At 37.9% G+C, this 20,552-nt stretch carries 11 protein-coding genes, 3 pseudogenes and 1 other annotated feature; of the genes and pseudogenes, 5 read left to right on the top strand and 9 right to left on the bottom strand.

Annotation, left to right across the window (positions count from 1 at the left end; all coding sequences use genetic code 11):
- Nucleotides 1-11: 11 nt before the first annotated feature.
- A complete protein-coding gene (locus MKX69_RS11350) occupies nucleotides 12-326 on the bottom strand; it encodes a PTS cellobiose transporter subunit IIB (RefSeq protein ID WP_002297720.1) in 315 nt (104 codons plus the stop codon).
- Nucleotides 327-493: 167 nt separating this feature from the next.
- Here MKX69_RS11350 and MKX69_RS11355 point away from each other — a divergent pair, with 167 nt between their 5' ends.
- Nucleotides 494-787: a putative quinol monooxygenase gene (locus MKX69_RS11355; protein ID WP_341010266.1), complete on the top strand. Its 294-nt coding sequence runs from the start codon at nucleotides 494-496 to the stop codon at nucleotides 785-787.
- 77 nt (nucleotides 788-864) lie between these two features.
- Here MKX69_RS11355 and MKX69_RS11360 read toward each other — a convergent pair whose 3' ends face one another.
- A complete protein-coding gene (locus MKX69_RS11360; RefSeq protein WP_002321621.1) occupies nucleotides 865-1,977 on the bottom strand; it encodes an FUSC family protein in 1,113 nt (370 codons plus the stop codon).
- Between the two features lie 152 nt (nucleotides 1,978-2,129).
- Between MKX69_RS11360 and MKX69_RS11365 the strand changes: the two are divergent.
- Nucleotides 2,130-2,968, top strand: a pseudogene (locus tag MKX69_RS11365) (transposase); the annotation flags it as partial.
- A 361-nt stretch (nucleotides 2,969-3,329) separates the two neighbouring features.
- Here the strand turns inward: MKX69_RS11365 and MKX69_RS11370 are convergent.
- From MKX69_RS11370 to MKX69_RS11390, 5 genes and pseudogenes are all read right to left on the bottom strand, one after another.
- Complete coding sequence (locus tag MKX69_RS11370) at nucleotides 3,330-6,419, bottom strand: SpaA isopeptide-forming pilin-related protein (protein ID WP_341010270.1); 3,090 nt, start codon at nucleotides 6,417-6,419, stop codon at nucleotides 3,330-3,332.
- Between the two features lie 671 nt (nucleotides 6,420-7,090).
- Nucleotides 7,091-7,384, bottom strand: a pseudogene (locus MKX69_RS11375) (IS607 family transposase); the annotation flags it as partial.
- Nucleotides 7,385-8,292: 908 nt separating this feature from the next.
- A pseudogene (locus tag MKX69_RS11380) lies at nucleotides 8,293-9,178 on the bottom strand (IS30 family transposase).
- 327 nt (nucleotides 9,179-9,505) lie between these two features.
- Nucleotides 9,506-11,920, bottom strand: a complete 2,415-nt coding sequence (leuS, locus tag MKX69_RS11385; RefSeq protein WP_002285916.1) for a leucine--tRNA ligase — start codon at nucleotides 11,918-11,920, stop codon at nucleotides 9,506-9,508.
- Nucleotides 11,921-12,070: 150 nt separating this feature from the next.
- Nucleotides 12,071-12,277, bottom strand: a binding site (T-box leader).
- 69 nt (nucleotides 12,278-12,346) lie between these two features.
- A complete protein-coding gene (locus MKX69_RS11390; protein ID WP_341010272.1) occupies nucleotides 12,347-14,365 on the bottom strand; it encodes a LysM peptidoglycan-binding domain-containing protein in 2,019 nt (672 codons plus the stop codon).
- Between the two features lie 369 nt (nucleotides 14,366-14,734).
- Between MKX69_RS11390 and MKX69_RS11395 the strand changes: the two genes are divergently transcribed.
- From MKX69_RS11395 to MKX69_RS11405, 3 genes are read left to right on the top strand one after another with little or no spacing between them, the layout of a single operon-like run.
- Nucleotides 14,735-15,391, top strand: coding sequence for a phosphatase PAP2 family protein (locus MKX69_RS11395; RefSeq protein WP_002297384.1), 657 nt, complete (start codon nucleotides 14,735-14,737; stop codon nucleotides 15,389-15,391).
- Entirely contained in the window at nucleotides 15,391-16,347 is a 957-nt protein-coding gene (locus MKX69_RS11400) for a TIGR01212 family radical SAM protein (RefSeq protein WP_341010275.1), read from the top strand. Before MKX69_RS11395 ends, MKX69_RS11400 begins: the two co-directional genes overlap by 1 nt.
- A complete protein-coding gene (locus tag MKX69_RS11405; RefSeq protein ID WP_341010277.1) occupies nucleotides 16,347-16,913 on the top strand; it encodes a class I SAM-dependent methyltransferase in 567 nt (188 codons plus the stop codon). The genes MKX69_RS11400 and MKX69_RS11405 overlap by 1 nt, the downstream gene beginning before the upstream one ends.
- 204 nt (nucleotides 16,914-17,117) lie before the next feature.
- Here the strand turns inward: MKX69_RS11405 and MKX69_RS11410 are convergent, their stop codons facing one another.
- On the bottom strand, nucleotides 17,118-18,887 hold the full coding sequence (locus tag MKX69_RS11410) for an ABC transporter ATP-binding protein (RefSeq protein WP_341010278.1): 1,770 nt from the start codon (nucleotides 18,885-18,887) through the stop codon (nucleotides 17,118-17,120).
- Between the two features lie 2 nt (nucleotides 18,888-18,889).
- Entirely contained in the window at nucleotides 18,890-20,551 is a 1,662-nt protein-coding gene (locus MKX69_RS11415; protein WP_341010542.1) for an ABC transporter ATP-binding protein, read from the bottom strand.
- Nucleotide 20,552: the final 1 nt, after the last annotated feature.

The raw sequence follows: 20,552 nt of genomic DNA on the forward strand, positions 1-20,552 counted from the left end.
CTCCTATTCCATCATATGTTCTCTTCGATCACCTCTGCTAACTTCTGGATGCCTGTAGGGATTGGGACATACGCTTGGAAAGGGATACTAACAACAGGCTTTCCAACAGATTCTCCTAATTTTTTGAATTTATCCAAAAACATCGTCGTTTGCGGGCTGATCAGAAATAAATCAAAATCACTATTCTTAATCATATTATCGCCTTCTGTAGCTGAAACTGCATCTACGAGTACCTCTTCTCCTTTTTGCTTAAAGAAATCTGTTGTCTTTGAGGCCATCATCGAGGATGACATTCCTGCCGCACAAATAATCAATGCTTTTTTCATAAATCAATCACTCCTTTTATTTTTATAAACCAAGCATATCTTGTAATCGTTTTCTATTCAAAATATATATTTCCGTAGTATTGCGGAAAAAATGTGTATCATATCTTGAATAATAATTTCTGGCACCGTGATATACTAGTGATAGAATTTTTTCAGGAGGGGATTTAGTGAGTATCACAGTGAATATTTTGTATACAAGTACAAATAGACAAGCCAGAAAATTTACAGAAGAAATGGTCGAAAGAAACATTGTCAAAGCGATTCGTGCAGAAGAAGGAAACGAGAAATATGACTATTACTTTCCACTAGAAGATCCAGAATCTCTTTTACTGATCGACCGTTGGAAAGATGAAGAAGCAATCGAAAAGCATCACAAATCCGAAATGATGGCTCAAATAAACGAACTCCATAAAAAGTATAAATTAAAAATGAAAGTCGAACGTTTCACTGATTTACCGTAAAAAGATACACATGGAATGATAGCAATTTATCATCCATGTGTATCTTCACTTTTTCCTTATTTTTTATTCGATCTCATCTAATGATTCAAACCGTGTTTTTCTCTTATTTTTCGGATAAGTATTTCAGTCACCCCAATATACATGATTCCTAAACATACCCCAAGGATATTCTCAAAAATGCGGATCGTTACTGCTCCTGGAACCCCGAATAAACTGGCAGTGATTGCCAAAGCACCAAAAGAATTAAAAACTGTTTTATATCTATAGGTAGAACAAACACCTAAAGCTAGACCACCTAATATACCGACCCAGTTAAAAGGAATAAATTGGCTGATACCAATAAATAAAACACATCCAATCAATGAGCCAATGATTCGGTCTACTGCTCGTTCTTTGAAACCAATCGACATCAATCCATAGCTAGATACAATAGAAGAAAATGCAAACCCTGCCCACATCAATCGCTGAAAAGGGACATACTCTCCTGCAACGATCAAAAGACTAATGCCAAATGCATAGATGAGCATCCAAATTTTTTCCTGCGAATACATGCCTTTCAAAAAAATCTCTTTAAACAAGCTTTTGTCTTTGTTCTTTTCTCGATGTTTTCTGTAAAGGAGAACTGAAAACCAACAAAAAAACAAAAATAATAAGCTACTTGTTTGTGTAAAGAAATTCTTGTTCAACGAATCTTTAGGTAACGAATAAACAATAAAGAGATATGAAAAGCCGTACAAAGAAGCATTCCCCATTTTGGGATCACTAGCGGTTGCCATTAATATGCTGCTTAGTAAAATAAAATGAATCAACATGCCCATAACTGACCATTTGATCAGCTGGACATACGGTGCTACTAATAGTGAGAACATGACGATTGCTAAACCTATGATCGAATGGGAAATCTTATAACCAAAGTCAACAAAACGAATACTCATCAACATACAGAATAAAACGACAGCGTATGGTTTATGCTTCGATTCAAATAATGTTGTAATTATAATGATAAAACAAATGGCAAACAATACGATGAATAATGATCGTAAAAACAATGAACAAATATACATGCACTTTTCTTTTTTAGAAGCTGCTTCTCGTATTTTTTGTTTTAAAATAAACGGATCTAGTTGTAGAGACTGATAAAAATCCACCTGTTGTCGTCCTTTCTTTTTACTTTTATTTTTTACAGTCATCTATGACAGGTTGTAAATACTATGGAACATCATATGGCGTTGTCATTTTCTTGTCAACTATTTTTCCTATTCATGTTTTTATAAAAAAACATATCGTTTTCTTGTATGATTAAATCACCACAAAATAAACAACTGAGAGAACGATATGCTTTATGAATGGTTCTATCAAAAAAATTCTGAGATCAATAGACAAAAATTTGATGATTACAGAGGTCTCTTACGAAACCTTACAGAAGAAAAAACATTGATCGTTGCTGCAGTTCTCTTCCCTGCTCCATGTGTCTGTAGAAATTGTGGTTCTGCTGTGGTAGATGGAAATAGGAAATTAATGGTGGTGAAAAACAAGAAGAAGGAAACCATTGTCCACTTTGAATAATATAATCATATGCCAATGGTTATACGCCTAAAAAAGCAGCGCTATACCTGTAAAAACTGTCGAAGCCATTGGACCGCTCAAAGTTATTTTATCCGTCCAAGGCACTCGATTTCAAATCATGTCAGACATAAAATCACTTCTTTACTGACTGAAAAAGTGTCGCTATTTTTTATTTCGAAAAGTTGTTAGGTATCTTTGACAACCGTTATTCGCACATTGAAAGAGTTGAGAAGCTATTTACCAAAGTCTTCCAAAAGAATTCTGTCTTGAGTGTTGAGGGTTGTGAATTTCGTTCTCACGTTTCCGTTGAGGATAAACTGAGTTTTATTTCCGCGGATGGCGAGACAGTAAAATTAATCGAGAAAATTTACCTACACAAAAAATTCCTCGATTAACAAACTATTTCCTTAGCTGCACTAATCCTAAAGAAATAGAATTCTTAGTTACAGACATGAACGCCACCTACTTTCAGCTCACCAAACATGTTCTACCAAATGCGAAATTGGTGATTGATCGATTACTTGGTTTTTCCACGCCTTTCAAGGAAGCGTAACCTTTATTCACGAGTTGGTTGAAGCTTTCCGAGACAAAAGACCCGACTTGTTTTTCTCCTTATTGACAAAGAGCCATTAAAACTAGAGAAAAAATTACAACTGATCGCTGATTATTTGTAGAAAGAAAATCAAAGTATTACCCAATAAACTTGAGTCATTAGGCAAAAAACACTGCGAAACTCAAGAATGATTTTCGCAGTGTTTTTGTATATTTTTTATTAACTAGTATTACTACAAAGGTTTATTTTTCACTTCTCAACGCAGCACAAAATTGTCTTTACTTATTTACTGGTTGGGTTCAACCTTCTCTACTCCGATACTAATATTTGTTTGTATACCCCTTCTAAAATCGGTAGTTTCCATTCAATTGATGGGTACTAGTTGATTTTAAAAACTATGCTTATTCAATTTTTTATTTTAGCTCATATATTTCGTTTCTTTCTAAATTTTATACTGATGAAAACAAGTAGCACACCCAATATTGACAATATAAACTGGCTAATGATGGTTTCTCCAGTTTTTGGAAGATGCTTATTTCCACTGCTTGTTGGATTGTTTCCTCTTATATCTGAGCTATCAGCAACTTTTCTATTCTCTTTTGTTAAAAAGATCGCCACTTCTTGTTCTTTTTCGATCTTGAAAGTTACTGGTGTCGCATCCAATTCATACCCCGTTGGCGCTTGAGTTTCTACCAGCTGATATGCTCCTGGTGCTAAACCGTCAATTGCCAGTTTTCCATCTGCTCCTGTGGTTAAACCTGACTGCAGAACGGTTCCATTGGCATCTTGTAACTCAAAAACAGCTCCTTGCAGGACTTCTCCGCTTTGGTCATCGATCTTTGTCAACACGACACCGCCTGGTGTAAGTCGATTTTCTTTCGTCAATTCTACCACCGCTGTCTGACTTCTTTCGATCTCAAACTCGATCGGTGTCGCATCCAATTCATACCCTATTGGCGCTTGAGTTTCTACCAGCTGATATGCTCCTGGTGCTAAGCCTTCAATTGCCAGTTTTCCTTCTTCTCCTGTGGTTAAACCTGACTGCAGAACGGTTCCATTGGCATCTTGTAACTCAAAAACAGCTCCTTGCAGGACTTCCCCGCTTTGGTCATCGATCTTTGTCAACACGACACCGCCTGGTGTAAGTCGGTTTTCTTTCGTCAATTCTACCACCGCTGTCTGACTTCTTTCGATCTCAAACTCGATCGGTGTCGCATCCAATTCATACCCTATTGGCGCTTGAGTTTCTACCAGCTGATATGCTCCTGGTGCTAAGCCTTCAATTGCCAGTTTTCCTTCTTCTCCTGTAGTTAAACCGGTTTGTAGCGTTTCTCCTTCTCGGTTCTGTAACTCAAAAACAGCTCCTTGCAGGACCTCACCGCTGCCTTCAGCATGTTTAATTAGTTCAACACCACCCGTATCAAGGATGTTTTCAATGGTTAACGTCACTTCTTCTATGGAGTATTCATTTATAAAAACATCATGTACCGTCGCATCTAAAAGATACCCTTCCGGTGCTTCTATTTCTCGGACTTGATAGCTGCCTACAGGAAGCGGTTCACTTAAAAATTCTCCGTTTTCTGCCGTTATACCTTCTTGTATCACTTGTGAATCGCTTGATAAAATTTCAAATTTTGCTCCTGCCAGCCTTTGGCCATTCTCATCAGTTTTAATTACTTTAATACGCCCATCGATTTTCCTTGTTCTTACAGTACTCGTATTCAATCGATTGTCACTATTCACAAGCGTTGCAAAGTTTAAAATTTGATCGCCGACCGCATACGCCTCTACATTGACCTTAAAAGAGAGGGTAAAACTTGTCGGACCACCAATCGTATTATTCGCACTGAAACGAACTATTCCATTATTGACTTCGGCATCAATGAAAGAGGGAATATCTGATAGAAATGACACAAATTCCATGCCTTCTTCCAAAACATCTTCAATAACAAGCGTATTGCTTGTTCCAGAAAACATCGAGACATGCAGAGTATACGTTAGTTCATTTTCATTGAGATTGATAACATTTTTATCCACACTTTTTCTTAAAGAGATTGCCGGAAGATTACTTTCAGGGATTCTCAAGCGGTAGTCTCGGCTCATTACCTGATTATTGTAGGTCATACTCGCTCGATTCCGAGAAAACCCATCCTCTTGTCTTCCTTCATTGAACAAGTCGACATCGGTCACTTCAAGAGCATATTCAATAAAATACGATTGACCCTCTGCTAGATTACCAAAGTCCACAACAAGTGTATTCGTTTCCTTATTAAAAGATACTTTGTCCACAAATTCCTCGGAAACATAATGAGTTCTAACGTTTGCTTCACCTGGATTCGTTACTTCTGCGATCCGAACCCCACCTGAAATAGGTTCTCTATTTCCAGTGGAACTCCATGTAGTCGGATTCGGTGCCAAAGTTGTTCCTTGCGGTAGTACATCGGTAACCACTACACCGTCTTTTCGTGATCCTTCATAATTTACCTGCAAAATAAATTTATTACTGTTGGTCACGTCTTGCCCGTCAATCAGCAGATTCCCAAGATTTCCTTGGCTGTCGATTTCTCTAGAGCCATAGTATAATTTCGAAAAAATGGGTCTTGATGAAGGAATAGGCGTAATTAAAAATTCCGTGTTTGCTGCTCGCTCAGCATAAGTAAGACTCACTTGAAAGTCATTATTTGGCTCAGTACCGCCTGATTGAAAGAAAGCAACTTCAAACGTGATACTGAATGTATACGACTGAGCGGCTTCATTTAATCCTTCATAATCAAAGGTAAATGGAAAAACAACGTCTGTGCCTTCTTGGTAAAATGCCAGTGGCTTTAAAGGTGAATCATCAGCGACCTCCACTCTAATGAACTCAATTAAGCCAATCGATGCTCTAGGAACTCGTACGACCATCTCCCCATATTCTTCAAGAATATCGCCAGCGCCTCCTTGAATGTATCCCTTTAACGTTTGTGTATGCCTGCTCGGCAAAGTGGGGCGCTCAGCAGAGATGCCGATGTCATAATTCAAGAGCTCCTCTTGTCTTTCAATCTGAGATTCCTGCGTTATAGATGGCTCAGATGATCTCGCTTCATTAAAAGATTCACTTGTGCTTTCTTCTGGTACATTTAAAGACTCACTTGTGCTTTCTTCTGGTACACTGATTTCTATTGAGACCGTATTTGATTGAATATCACCGCTTCTTGCGGTCAATTCGTATTTACCTGAATGCTGGGAAGAATAAGTAATCAGACGTTCGTAATCATTGAGTTGCTTCACTTCCCCTTCAATCAAATCCTCACTCTTATCAATGACCAATGCATTTAGCAGGTCTGGTGTTCCTCTGACTCGCAACTGGAACTGCTCACCCAAAGCAGCCTCCTCTTGATCAACTTCGATCGTCAGCGAACGCTCTGGCTGTTCTGCTAAAGACTCAGCTAGAACCGTTATGTTCCCAAATTGATTGATCACAATAAGCATAACTAGAAACATACTTAACAGTTTATGAAATTTGTTCCTCACTATTACTCCCCCTTATAATTTTGACTAAACAACAAGGTACCCGATAATTTTCTAAAAAGATTCCCCAACTCAAAATGGCTGCGTTACCTCCCTCGTATTTTCGGTTCAACTCAAGCGTTGCAATGTAAGCTGTAAACAAAGCTAATGATTGCCGATTGTCTTCTGTTGATTGATTCGATAGCTTTGTATGACTTTTAGTTGTCCGTGTGGCTTAACCATAATTATGATTTCACGATTCCTCCTGCCAGTGCCTTGCACAAGCTGGAGCGTAACCCTAATAGTTATTTTGTTAATGTACTTATATACTTTTATACTTTTCCATTAGAAACAATCACTAAATCGTTGATACCAAGGTCAGACTCTAGAATTTCATCAGTGAGTCCCTGTATTGGTTAACCTTCATCAATCCCAAAAAAATATATCAATGCTTAGCATCAAAATGAATATATAGTTTAGAATACTTGGGATTCATCGATAACTGATCGCTTATTTGGCCATATTATTTGGCACTTGGTTCAACTAAACGCATTTAGGATGTTCCTTCATTCTCGTCATGGATGTTCTCAAACCGTCATTACTAATAAACTGTCCACCGAATCGATGGTACATTTCTTGTATTTTCCACGTCCAATTACTCTTTTTGCTCTTTATTTGGGCGTAGTTTTACTTTCTTAACTTGTATCGTCTTCCATCAACTCCTTAATCATCTTCTTAGCTTTATTGGCTCGGTTTCCTTGTAAAAGGTATCTACAAATAGTGACAATCTGTATTAAATCTTCATCATTTTCTGTAATGTCAATAATTTCTATATTCTGTACCATATATTGCAAAGGGTTTCACTAAGTTCATAACCGAAGCGAATTAAACAACTTTTGTATAGAATAACTACCTTTTCTATTTTTCCATTGGTAATTCTGTCTATTAATTGGTTTAATCCTTTTGTTGTAGTTGATTCCACTACCAAGATGATTCTCTCGAATTTTAAAGCTTGAAGATGTATTGCTATTTTTGCTAACTGGCGTATTTGCAACTATTTTTCCCTTCTATTCTTCCTTCATTGATTCCCCTCTAAAATTACTATCCATAAAAAATTGCATAAATGACAATAGTATTTATATTAGTCATACTGCTTTTTAACGCAGCAAATTCCAGAAAAACATTCGTTACATATTTGTGAATTTTTCCAAAAAATAACATTTTTATAAAACGACGAAAAATAAATCACTACCAGTCAACTTCTATAATATTACCAAATAACAAACTAACTATCCATCAATAACGTGTTTTATTTTTTAAAATTTCTATAAAAAAATAATCATTCTTAAAAAGAATATATAAAAATAACAATAACCTTTGTGATTTTTCTTGTTTGAAGAATGTTAGAAGAAAAATCTCTAAATACTTATAATTATTTTATAAGCAAAAAAAATGCTATCGGTAGTATCACCGATAGCTGAGGAAAGTCACAGTAGGGACTATTTGATTAAAAAATATGTTTATTCAATCCATCTATTTATTTTTGCCTTATTAACATATTGTAATAATGTAAGCAACAATGTATTTTAAGTGTAATGCTTTTATGCACCTATTTAATTTATCATTCTCATCTGATACAATCTCACTCATAACAATATGAATTTTTCTTCTCATTAGTCTCAGTTCACCATGAATTATACATAACACCCAATACAATTATTTTTCCATACTTTTTTAAGAGGACAATTACATCGTATATATCGCTAAGAATTGCAACCATTCCATTTTTAAAGACATATTTCCTCTAAAAAACTAAAATTCTATCTATCCACGACTAATAATCCCCCACATTAAACCCGTAATCGAACCAGAAAATTTTTCTTTATAATATGATTTGTCAAATTAAGCTAGAATAAAATGCTTCTTGTACATAGCTCAAAAATATTTCGATTGGTGTTCTGTAATTCAATGATTTTCTTGGAATATGATTACGTTGATTGCTGACACTGGAAATAAATGTCTGATTCACTTCTCTAAAATCCATTGATTTCGGCAGTCCATTACGACGCAGAATCCCGTTAGAATTCTCGTTTAATGGGCGTTGAGAAGGTGTTCCAGGGTCCGCAAAATATATATCAATATCATGTTGGTTACTAATGGCTTTCCAGTTAGAAAATTCTTTTCCACAGTCAAACGTAATAGATTTAAAGAAGTTTTTAGGGAAGCGAGAAAACCATTGATTAAGGGCAGTTTCAATATCTAATGCCTTACGGCCGTTGGGTTTAATCGTGATAATGACTTTAGATAATCTTTCAACTAAATTGAAATCAGGATAATTATCAGGTCGATCATGGATTGAGCGCTGATACTGTTGTTTTCCCCGTTTTTCCTGATGGCCATTGGGTTTTCTTTTACCTTTCATCGGTAGTGTGTCAATATCAAATATTCCTTTAGAAAATAAACGATAAAGTGTTCTCATACCGCATGAAACAGGTCTTTCTTTTCGCCCGATAATGACGTCAGGCGTCCAACCAAGAGTGACTTTCTCTTTAATGTAATCTACTTCATGAGCAGGTAATTGAATGACTTTTCTACCACATTTTTTCTTTATACTGGTGCCAATAATCAAGAGCAGTCTTACCTTGCTTGAACTTATTGACTACATTATAAATAGTTTGTATAGCACGTCCCATTCGGTTAGCGATTTCAACCGGCTTATTATGTTGAAGATAATATGATTCTATCATTGTCAGTTCGTCTATGGTAAGATGTTTGTAGGTCATTTATGGTTACACTCCTTTGTTTTCTTTCGTCGGAAATACAATTTGAGTGTACCATAAATGCCTTTTTATTTTTCTAACTTAATTTTACAATTCGCGCATCAAAAAATACTAAGATTAATAGACAAAAATTTGATGATTACAGAGATCTCTTACAAGACCATTCAGAAGAAAAAGACATTGAACGTGTTTGAGAACATGAAAATCAAAACCTTTTTGATCAATCAATTAATCAATTTGAAATAACAAAAAATCTGAGACAGAATGAAGTTCATTCTGGCCCAGATTTGATTTTGCACAACTCATCAGTCCTTATTGACAAAGAGCCAATTAATTAGCAACGATATTGACTAACTTGTTTGGTACCGCAATAACTTTTCTGACTGTTTTGCCTTCAATATATTCTTGCACTATTTCATTGGCTAATGCTGCTTTTTCTAGCTCATCTTTTCCTAAGTCTCGGGGAACATTGCTTTTCGCACGAACTTTACCGTTTACTTGGAAAACAACTTCTACTTCGTCTTCAACAAGTGCTGCTTCATCGTATGTTGGCCATGGTGCGTAAGAAATACCACCATCATTTCCAAGGATTGCCCATAGTTCTTCACCCATGTGAGGAGCAATCGGTGCGAGTAGTTGAACAAATCCTTCGATATATTCATAAGGCAGAGCGTCCACTTTATAGGCTTCATTGATAAAGACCATCAATTGGGAGATTGCTGTATTGAAATGAAGATTTTCATAGTCTTCTGTCACTTTTTTCACTGTTTGATGATACACTTTATCAAGCTTGCCATCATTCAATGTAGTGATACGGTCACGCATTTTATTGTTCTCATCAACGATCAAACGCCATACACGATCCAAGAATTTACGGCTTCCTTCTAAGCCATTTTCGCTCCAAGCAATCGAAGCATCTAATGGCCCCATGAACATTTCGTACATGCGCAGTGTATCTGCACCGTAAGTTTCGACCACATCATCAGGATTGACTACATTACCACGAGATTTTGACATTTTTTCGTTGTTTTCGCCTAAGATCATTCCTTGATTGTATAGTTTTTGGAATGGTTCTTTTGTAGGAACAACACCGATATCGTATAAGAATTTATGCCAGAATCGTGCATATAGTAAATGAAGTACCGCATGTTCTGCTCCACCAATGTAGATGTCAACTGGTAGCCAACGCTTCAACTTTTCATAATCTGCTAGTTCTTTTTTGTTATGAGGGTCGATATAACGCAGGTAATACCATGAGCTTCCTGCCCATTGTGGCATTGTATTCGTTTCGCGACGGCCTTTTTTACCTGTTACAGGATCAACGACATTGACCCACTCCTCGATATTTGCTAATGGAGATTCTCCAGTACCGCTTGGCTTGATGTTTTTTGTCTTAGGCAACCGTAATGGTAGCTCTTCTTCTGGGACAGCTGTGACTGTTCCGTCCTCCCAATGGATGATTGGGATTGGTTCACCCCAGTAACGTTGACGGGAGAATAGCCAGTCACGTAAGCGATAGCTGACTTCTTTTTTCCCTACGCCATTTTCTTCTAGCCATTCATTCATTTTATCGATTGCTTCTTGTTTGTTCATGCCGTCTAGAAATTCAGAGTTGATGTGCGTACCATCTTCTGTGTAAGCAGCTTTTTCAACATCTCCACCTTCGATAACTGGAAGAATCTCTAGTCCGAAAGTTTGAGCGAATTCAAAGTCACGTTCATCATGTGCTGGAACAGCCATGATGGCTCCTGTGCCGTATGAAGATAATACATAATCGGCAATCCAGATTGGGATTTCTTTGCCATTAACTGGATTGATTGCATAAGCACCAGTAAATACTCCTGTTTTTTCTTTTGCAAGATCGGTTCTCTTTAGATCTGATTTTTTAGCTGTCTCTTCGATATAAGCTTCTACAGCAGCTTTTTGTTCAGGGGTCGTAATTTCTCTAACAAGATCTAGTTCAGGTGCAAGAACCGAGTAAGTTGCACCGAATAGAGTATCTGGTCGTGTCGTAAATACGGTATAGGATTTATCCGTACCAGCCACTTTAAATTCAATATTTGCTCCTACTGAACGACCGATCCAATTTCTTTGCATTTCTTTAATGCTTTCTGGCCAATCAACTAATTCTAGATCATCCAATAAGCGATCAGCATAAGCAGTGATTTTCAGCATCCATTGGCGCATTGGTTTTCTGACTACATCATAGCCACCACGTTCACTTTTCCCATCGATCACTTCTTCATTTGAAATAACTGTTCCTAATTCAGGTACCCAGTTTACCGCTACTTCTGCTTCATAAGCTAGACCTTTTTCATAAAGCTTCGTAAAGATCCATTGTGTCCATTTATAATACTCCGGATCAGTTGTATTCACTTCGCGATTCCAGTCATAACTAAATCCTAAAGAATTGATTTGGCGTCGGAATGTTTCGATATTTTTTTGGGTAAACTCAGCCGGATCGTTTCCTGTATCTAGCGCATATTGTTCAGCAGGCAGACCGAATGCATCCCACCCCATTGGATGCAGTACGTTGTATCCTTGACTTCTTTTCACACGTGAAAGGATATCCGTTGCCGTATAACCTTCAGGATGCCCTACATGTAGCCCTTGACCAGATGGATAGGGAAACATATCCAGTGCGTAAAATTTTGGCTTTTCAGGATCATCATGGGTGTTGAAAGTATTCGTTTTTGCCCAGTATTTTTGCCATTTTTTCTCAATTTCTTTATGATTGTAACTCATTTGCTGTCCTCCTGTTCTATTGAAAACACTTGTTTCTATTATAAATATAACGAAAAAACCGGCAGAATCTGTTTATTTTTATTTCCTTTTGCTTTGTTTTCTCAAACTTCACAAAAGAAATAAAAAAATCCTATAAAAAGATTGCTCTTTTTATAGGACGTAATCTACGCGGTACCACCTAATTTTACCTTAGTGAAAAGGCCTCGAACGTTGTAACGGCCGTCACCGCCGCTTGCTTACTCGGGTATTCAGCAAGGGCAACTCAAAGGCGAGTTCAAAAGCATCCGTGCACATTCTCACCAGCCATGCGCTCTCTGAAACTTCAGTCTTTTTACTACTTCCTTTTCAAGTGTTGTCATATTTAAGTAGCCTTATAGTAACAAATATTTTTGTGGAATTCAATCGTTATTTCTTCGAACAGCTATTTTATTTAGCTACAATCAACGTTTGACCTGGATAAATAAAGTTGTTCTTAATATTGTTCCATTCGATTAGTTGAGCCATTGTAATTCCATGACTGTCAGCAACACTCCAAACAGATTCTCCAGATTTCACAGTATAGGTTTTCGAACCAGTAACTGATTGTTGGTTTGTTGATTGAGATGAACCTTTCTTCACAATCACTTGCTGTCCTGGATAGATGAAATTATTTTTGATATTATTCCATTCGATTAACTGATCCATCGTGATATGATGTTTGTTCGCTACGCTCCAAACTGACTCGCCCGCTTTCACGGTATACATCGTATTACCAGTGGATGATGTACTTGTCGTAGCAGACGTATTCGGTGTATTTGTTTTCGCTGCAGAAGTAGTTGAACCTGTATTTGTATTTGCCGAAGTTCCACCTTTAACGATCAATTGCTGTCCTGGATAAATGAAGTTGTTTTTGATATTATTCCATTCGATTAACTGATCCATCGTGATGCCGTTTTTATTTGCCACGCTCCAAACAGATTCACCTGCTTTCACGGTATAAGTGCCTTGAGACGAACTGCTGCCAGTATTAACTGAACTGCTGTTATTTGTATTGGTTGACGAACCTGTATTACCTGACGTGCTGTTTGTTGATCCACTGTTTGAAACAGTCAGTTGTTGTCCTGGGTAGATAAAGTTATTTTGGATATTGTTCCATTGGATTATCTGAGCCATCGTAATTCCGTATTTATTTGAGACGCTCCAAACAGAGTCTCCGGCTTTAACTGTATATTTCGTTCCTGAAGCTGTATTAGAAGAACTTGAGCTGGACGAACTAGAGCCACTTGTATTCCCAGTATTTGAGCCAGTATTTGCTCCAGCATTAGAAGAACCGCCATTTGATACGATTAGCTGTTGTCCTGGATAAACGAAATTGTTCTTGATATTGTTCCATTCAATCAATTGAGCCATCGTAATTCCGTGATCATTTGAGATCTTCCAAACAGAATCACCAGATTGAACAGTGTATTTCGCACCAGTTGTTTGTCCTCCGTTTGATGTACCAGCATTTCCTGAAGAATTGGTATTGTTACCGGAATTATTCGTCGAAGAGCCATTTTCCTGGCTACCTTTGATTGTCAGTTTTTGTCCTGGATAAATGAAATTGTTTTGGATGTTGTTCCATTGGATCAATTGATCCATTGTGATACCGAATTTATTTGAGATTCCCCAAACAGAATCACCAGATTGGACAGTATAAGTGGTCGAAGTTGCTGAACCTGAGTTTGTATTACCAGAATTGCTTGAACCGCCAGTACTACCTGCACTTCCAGTATTATTGCCACCTGTAGTCGCTCCACCGCCTGCGTTTCCGCTAGCTGGTGTATCATATTGGGTCAATCCGTAAGTTGCGATGATATTATTTAATTTGCCTGCGTAACCAGGATCAGTCGCATAACGCCCTGTCAAACAAGCTGTCGCATCTGTATAGGATTTCGTGTTGCTCTTCCAAGTACCGGCATAGTAATAACCGTTGCCAAATGAAGTATTTCTAAGTACATAGGCATTGTCATTGAAAGATTCAGCAAAAGAAGGATATTGTCGGAAAGGCTCCTTTTTATTTACCCATTGATTATTTAAAAATTCAAGCGTATCCATGTAGACGGTTTGTCCTTGATAGCTGCCTTTTATCCCAAAAAGATTATAATAAGGTGCTTGAGATAACGCACTACTGCCCCAACCGCTTTCTACAACTGCTTGTGCGATCATCACTGATGCATATAGATCGTTGGCTTGAGCGATTGGTTGAGCATAAGTAGCAATTTCTGTGATAAATGCCGCTGTATTGATTCTTGCGCCGAACTGAACAGGTGTTTCATCCGCTTGAACAGGAACCGGCTGTACTAATGGGGCAGCGACAGAACAGCCTACCATCGCAGTTCCCACGATTGCTGCCCCTCGTTTTGCTTTTCGAAAACGTTTGGTCTGTTCTAAACGTCTCCGTTCTTTTCTTGCAATGTTTTCCATCTTCTATCCTCCAACTTCAATTTATCTATTATTAATAATTATAACTTCTCTTAATATTTATTAAAAGTTATTTAAGAGCTTTGTTGTTTTTTGTAATCATATTGTAATTTACCGTAATGAACAACTTCTGTTCATTTTCAAGTTCTTCCTACGTCTACGTTCTTGTTTAAAAGGATTTCGAAAAACACTGATTTTATTTCCCTAACATTTCATTTGCATTACCAAAAAATGTCTTTCCGATTACAGTTATTTTTTTTATAAGAATATTGGTTATTCAAAGAGGAATCATACATTGGTTTTATCTCTTTACCGTTTTTTTCGCTGGACCAAAAATGCTATAATAAGTCATTGCTTCAAAGGAGGAATTGTATGAAATATAAAACATCATTTCAGGTGGCTGGTAGCTTCTTTCTTGTCCTGTTTTTCATTTTGGGCTGGATCGTAAAGTTCCATCTGTCGTGGCTTTCTGGTTTCGATCAGTGGTTTACAGGCATTGTCAGAGCTTCTTATCCTGATCTGAACAGCTACCAACTCTTTATGACTAAATTCGGTAATCCTCTTACCGTCATCATTTTATTTGCTTGTGCGGCTTTATGGATGTGGTATAAGAAAAAAAGGGCAGAAACATTTTGGTTCGTTTCTGGATTTATTGTAATTGCTGGAATCATCAACCCGGTGATCAAACTATTTTTCATGCGAGAGCGTCCTTCATTGGCGCACTTAGTAGTTGAAACAAGTTACAGTTTCCCTAGTGGACATGCAGCAGGCAGTATGATTCTTTACGGTTCTTTACTATTTCTGCTTCCAGCTTTTGTTCAAAAAAGAACCTTACGCACATTGCTTCAATTGCTGATGGTGTTTATTATAGTAAGTGTCGGGATAAGCCGCATTTATCTGGGCGTTCATTTTCCTACTGATATCATCGGCGGCTACTTACTCAGTCTTTCTTGGCTGTGCCTGACTTATCCAGTGTATAGAGAAAAAAGAAAACAAATAGATAACTCTTACAGAAAGAAGGACTTTTAATGACTTTTCCTTATTCAGAAGGAAATAAAAGATATCATTCTTGGAATTACGCTTTACGAAATGAGTTTGGCGGGAAAATTTTCAAGGTGCCTATCGATGGAGGGTTCGACTGCCCGAATCGAGATGGGACTGTTGCCCATGGCGGATGTACTTTTTGCAGTGTATCTGGTTCGGGTGACATGATCGTTGCACCTGAAGACCCTCTTCCAATCCAATTCCAGAAAGAAATCGACATGATGCATCAAAAATGGCCTCATGTCCAACAATACATCGTTTATTTCCAAAATTTTACAAACACCCATGCGCCAGTTGAAATAATCAAAGAACGATTTGAGCAAGTAGTCAATTTACCAGGTGTCGTAGGATTATCAGTCGGTACACGACCGGATTGTCTGCCAGATGAAGTAGTTGATTACCTTGCTGAACTGAACGAGTGGATGTATTTATGGGTAGAACTTGGATTGCAAACAACTTTTGAAGAAACTTCAAAACTGATCAACCGAGCACATGATTATCAAACTTATTTAGATGGCGTGGCTAAATTGCGCAAACATAATATCCGTGTTTGTACGCATTTGATCAACGGATTACCAGGCGAAAGTTTAGAAATGATGAAAGAAAATGTCAGACGCACCATTTTAGATTCAGATATCCAAGGAATCAAGCTCCATTTGATGCATCTGATGCGCAAAACGAGAATGTTGCGGGACTATCATGAAGGTCGCCTTCAATTAATGAGCCGTCCTGACTATGTCAATGTCATTTGCGACCAGCTGGAAATGATACCAAAAGAGATCATCATCCATCGTTTGACAGGGGATGCGCCGTGGGATTCCTTGATTGGACCAATGTGGAGCTTGAAAAAATGGGAAGTCTTGAATGCAATTGATGAAGAACTTCTTCGCAGAGATAGCTTCCAAGGAAAATATGATGTACGGAAAAAGGTGAGCGTCTGATGTTGCAAACTGCTTTGCATTTCAGCCATACATTACTGCAAGAAATCTTGCAACCAGGGGATCACGTCGTAGATGCAACGATGGGCAATGGCCACGATACGGTTTTTCTAGCAGAACACATCGGAAAAACTGGTCATGTCTATAGTTTCGATATCCAGCAACAAGCAATCGATGCTACTCGTGAAAGGCTAGAACAGCGTCAGTTAGAAGAACGTGTCTCATTGATTCTACAAGGCCACGAAACGTTAGGAGAAGTGATAGCTGAACAACAAAATCTCAAAGCAGGGATTTTCAATCTAGGGTATCTCCCAAAAAGTGATAAAGCAATCATCACTATGCCAGAGACTACACGCACAGCTATGGAAGAAATATTGAAACGACTTGTGCCTCGCGGACGATTGATCCTTGTCGTCTACTATGGTCATGAAGGTGGAGAAAAAGAACTGGATATGGTTGATTCTTTTTGTTCCAAACTGCCACAGGAAACATATAATGTGCTGAATTATCGGTTTATCAACCAAAAGAACCAGCCGCCTATTTTATATTGTATTGAGAAAAAAAGATAAATAAAAAACGCAAAACATAAATGATATGTTTTGCGTTTTTTTCTCTAATACTCAGGTTAAGGCGTTGATTTCATAACCTCTTTATTCACGGTGCTCAAAAGCTTATATCTGCGGTAATAAGTCCAACCAAATCAAAAACATGAGAAGCTGTTTTTGATTGGCTGTTCTTATTACTTGATGCAGGACAGCTTTTTCACAACCTCTTTATTCAAATACAAATTGATTATGATAAAGTTCCGCATAAAATCCATTTTCTGCTAATAACTCGTGATGACTGCCTTCTTCAATGACTTCCCCATCACGCAAGACAACGATTCTATCTGCATTCAAGATTGTTTTCAGCCGGTGAGCAATCACAAAGCTGGTTCTTCCTTTGATTGCTTCATCCATTGCTTTTTGGATCCTTGCTTCTGTTACCGTGTCTACATTACTTGTTGCTTCATCCAAAATCAATAAAGATGGATTTGTGATAATCGTTCGAGCAATACTGATCAACTGCTTTTGACCTGTACTGAATAAGTTATTTTCTTCGGATATCTCTGTATCATAACCTTTTTCTAACGTCATGATGAAGTCATGAATATTCGCTTGTTTTGCTGCATTGATGACTTCTTCATCTGAAGCGTCCGGTTTGCCGAATGTGATATTGTCTTTGATCGTTCCGGAGAACAATACAGATTCTTGCAAAACGATTCTTACATGTCTACGTAATGCATCAAGATCATAATCTCGGATATCTATTCCATCGATGACTACTGAACCATCATTGACATCGTAAAAACGGTTTAGCAGATTCATGATCGTCGTTTTCCCCGATCCTGTTGGACCAACAAGAGCAACCATTTCTCCTTTGTCCACATTGATCGAGACATCTTTCAAGACTAGTTTTTCTGGAGAATAACCAAAATCTACGTGCTGCAACGCAAGACCTTTTTCAACACCATCAAATGCTTTACCGTTTTCTGGTTTGACTTCATCTTTTTCATCAAACATTTCATTCAATCGTCTTGCCCCTGTAATCGCTAATTGGATCATGCTGTATCCAGATGAAATCTGCATCAGTGGTTGGTAATATTGTTGTGAATACTGGACGAATGTCACAACTAAGCCTAATGCCACCGAACGTTCCAAATCACCATTTAATGCTAACCAGCCGCCGAAAAAGATAACTATCGCTGTATTGACCAGTGACATTCCTTGCATCATCGGAAATAATAGACCAGAATAAGCTTGTCCTTTGAAGGTTGCTTCGCGAACACTTTGATTATGCTCTAAGAATCCTTCAATCGTTTCTTCTTGTAAGCCATTTGTGATGATGACACGTTGTCCGCTGATTTTTTCATCCATATAACCATTTAGTTTCCCCACTTCATCTTGCTGAAGATCCACATATTTCCGTGCTTTGCGGATAATCAAGACAGCTATCAAAACGGCTACTGGAGTGGAAGCAATTGTAGCCCAAGCTAACTCTACATTTTGGCGGAACATCATGATCAAGATCCCGACAAGTAAAACAGCATTCGTGATGACTTGAAGCAAAGCTTGGTTCAAACTATTTTGAATATTATCTAAGTCACTGGTAAAACGACTTAAAATTTCACCGTCTTGATGAGAATCAAAGAAACGGATCGTCAATTTTTCCAATTTGTTGAATAGACCGATACGCATTCGGTTCGTTGACTTCCCTACTACTTGTGTGAACAAAATACTATAGATAAAGTTGGCTGCACTAGCTAGTACATAAAACAGCAAGAGTTTCCATATTACAGAAACAAATTTGCTTTTATCGTCTACGCCTTGCATCAAGCCTCCTACGTAATTAGCTAATTCTTGAAAAGCTTCCCCGATGTATTGAGGTGCCTTTACTTGTAGATAGGTAGCAATGATCACTGTGATAAAGATAAAGAAAAAGGAGAGTTTGTACCGCTTCAAATAGTGATAGAAAAATTTACTTGCTTTTATTAGATCAGTCATACTTACTCCTCCGTTCCTTTTTGAGTTTCAAAGATTTCCTGATAGACACGGTTTCCAGCTACCAATTCCTCATGGGTTCCTTCGCCGACTAATCTGCCTTCATCCAATACTAAGATGCGGTCTGCTTTGACAACAGAAGCAATTTTTTGTGCGATGACAATCGTCGTTGTTCCCTTCAAATCTCGATCGAGTGCTTCTCGGACCAGCTTTTCAGAGCGAGCATCCAATGCACTCGTACTGTCATCTAGGATCAAGATCTTTGGATTACCGATAACGCCACGAGTAATGGATAAACGTTGCTTTTGACCACCAGAAAAGTTACTGCTACGTTCTTCTACTGGTGCTTCGTAACGATCAGATAACTTTTCGATGAATTCTTTTGCTTGAGCAATAGAAGAAGCATGTTCCATCTCTTTTTCTGTTGCATTCTTTTTCCCTTGACGCAAGTTTTGAGCAATCGTTCCTGAGAATAAAATTGCTTTTTGCAAAACAAAGGACACCGTTTGTCTTAAACTCTTTTCATTTACTTGACGAAGATCTACACCACCTACTTCAACTTTGCCTTCTGTCGGATCAAATAGACGAGGGATCAATTGTGCTAGTGTTGACTTCCCGGCACCAGTCGCCCCGACGATACCAACCATTTCTCCAGGTTTGATAGAAAAGCTGATATCTTTAAGCGTATCTGTATCCTCACCAGGATAACGAAAAGAAACATGGTCAAAAGTGACAGAACCCGTCAACTCTTGTTCTGGAACGTCTAAATAAGTAAGATCTGGTTCAGCATCTAAAATTTCCGCAATCCGCTTCAGCGATACGGCTGCTCTGGAAGTCATCATCATCATTCCGCCAATAATGATTGCCATCATAATCTGCATCAAGTAGTTCATGAATGAAGCAATTCCACCAATTAACGTAGGATCATCTTTAACAAGATCGCTCACAAAAAAGATCGCCCCAACCACAGCCAAATTGGCAGCCAGCATGAAGGACGGGATCATCACAGAAAATAATGTACCGACTATGATGTTGTGTTTTGTTAAGTCCTCACTTACTTTGCTGAATGACTTCAATTGGTTTTCTTCTTGTACAAAAGATTTCACTACACGAATCCCTAGTAAGTTTTCTTTTGCAATGCTATTCACACGATCAATCAGTTTTTGAATGATCATGAAGTGCTTGCCCATCCTTGTAAATGAAAGTGCCGTAATCAGAAATACCGTAACGATAAGCGCTACGATGATCCACCATAATTGCGGCATCGTGATCATAGCTAAAATGAAGGCACCAATAAATAAGAATGGAATTCGAAAAAGTGATTGCAAAGAAATCATCACTAAATTTTGGATTTGCGTGATATCATTTGTTAGACGAACAACAAGATTTCCAGCAGAGAACTGTTCGATATTTCCAAATGAAAATGTCTGGATCTTTCGAAATGCTTCTTCTCGGATATCTGCACTTACGCCTTGAGCTACTTTTGCAGAGAAAATCGTGTTCGTTACACCTGCGGCTAATCCTAGCAAAGCCAGACTGATCAGGTAAATACCAATTGTTTTCATTTCATCATTATCTTCTGTAATAATAGCTTCCAATACTTGCTGTAGTAACTTAGGTTGCCATAATGCTGCTGCAACCATGACTGCTACGGACAGCAAGGAAATA

This window comes from Enterococcus sp. FSL R5-0957 (assembly GCF_038008005.1).
Lineage (GTDB): Bacteria > Bacillota > Bacilli > Lactobacillales > Enterococcaceae > Enterococcus_B > Enterococcus_B faecium.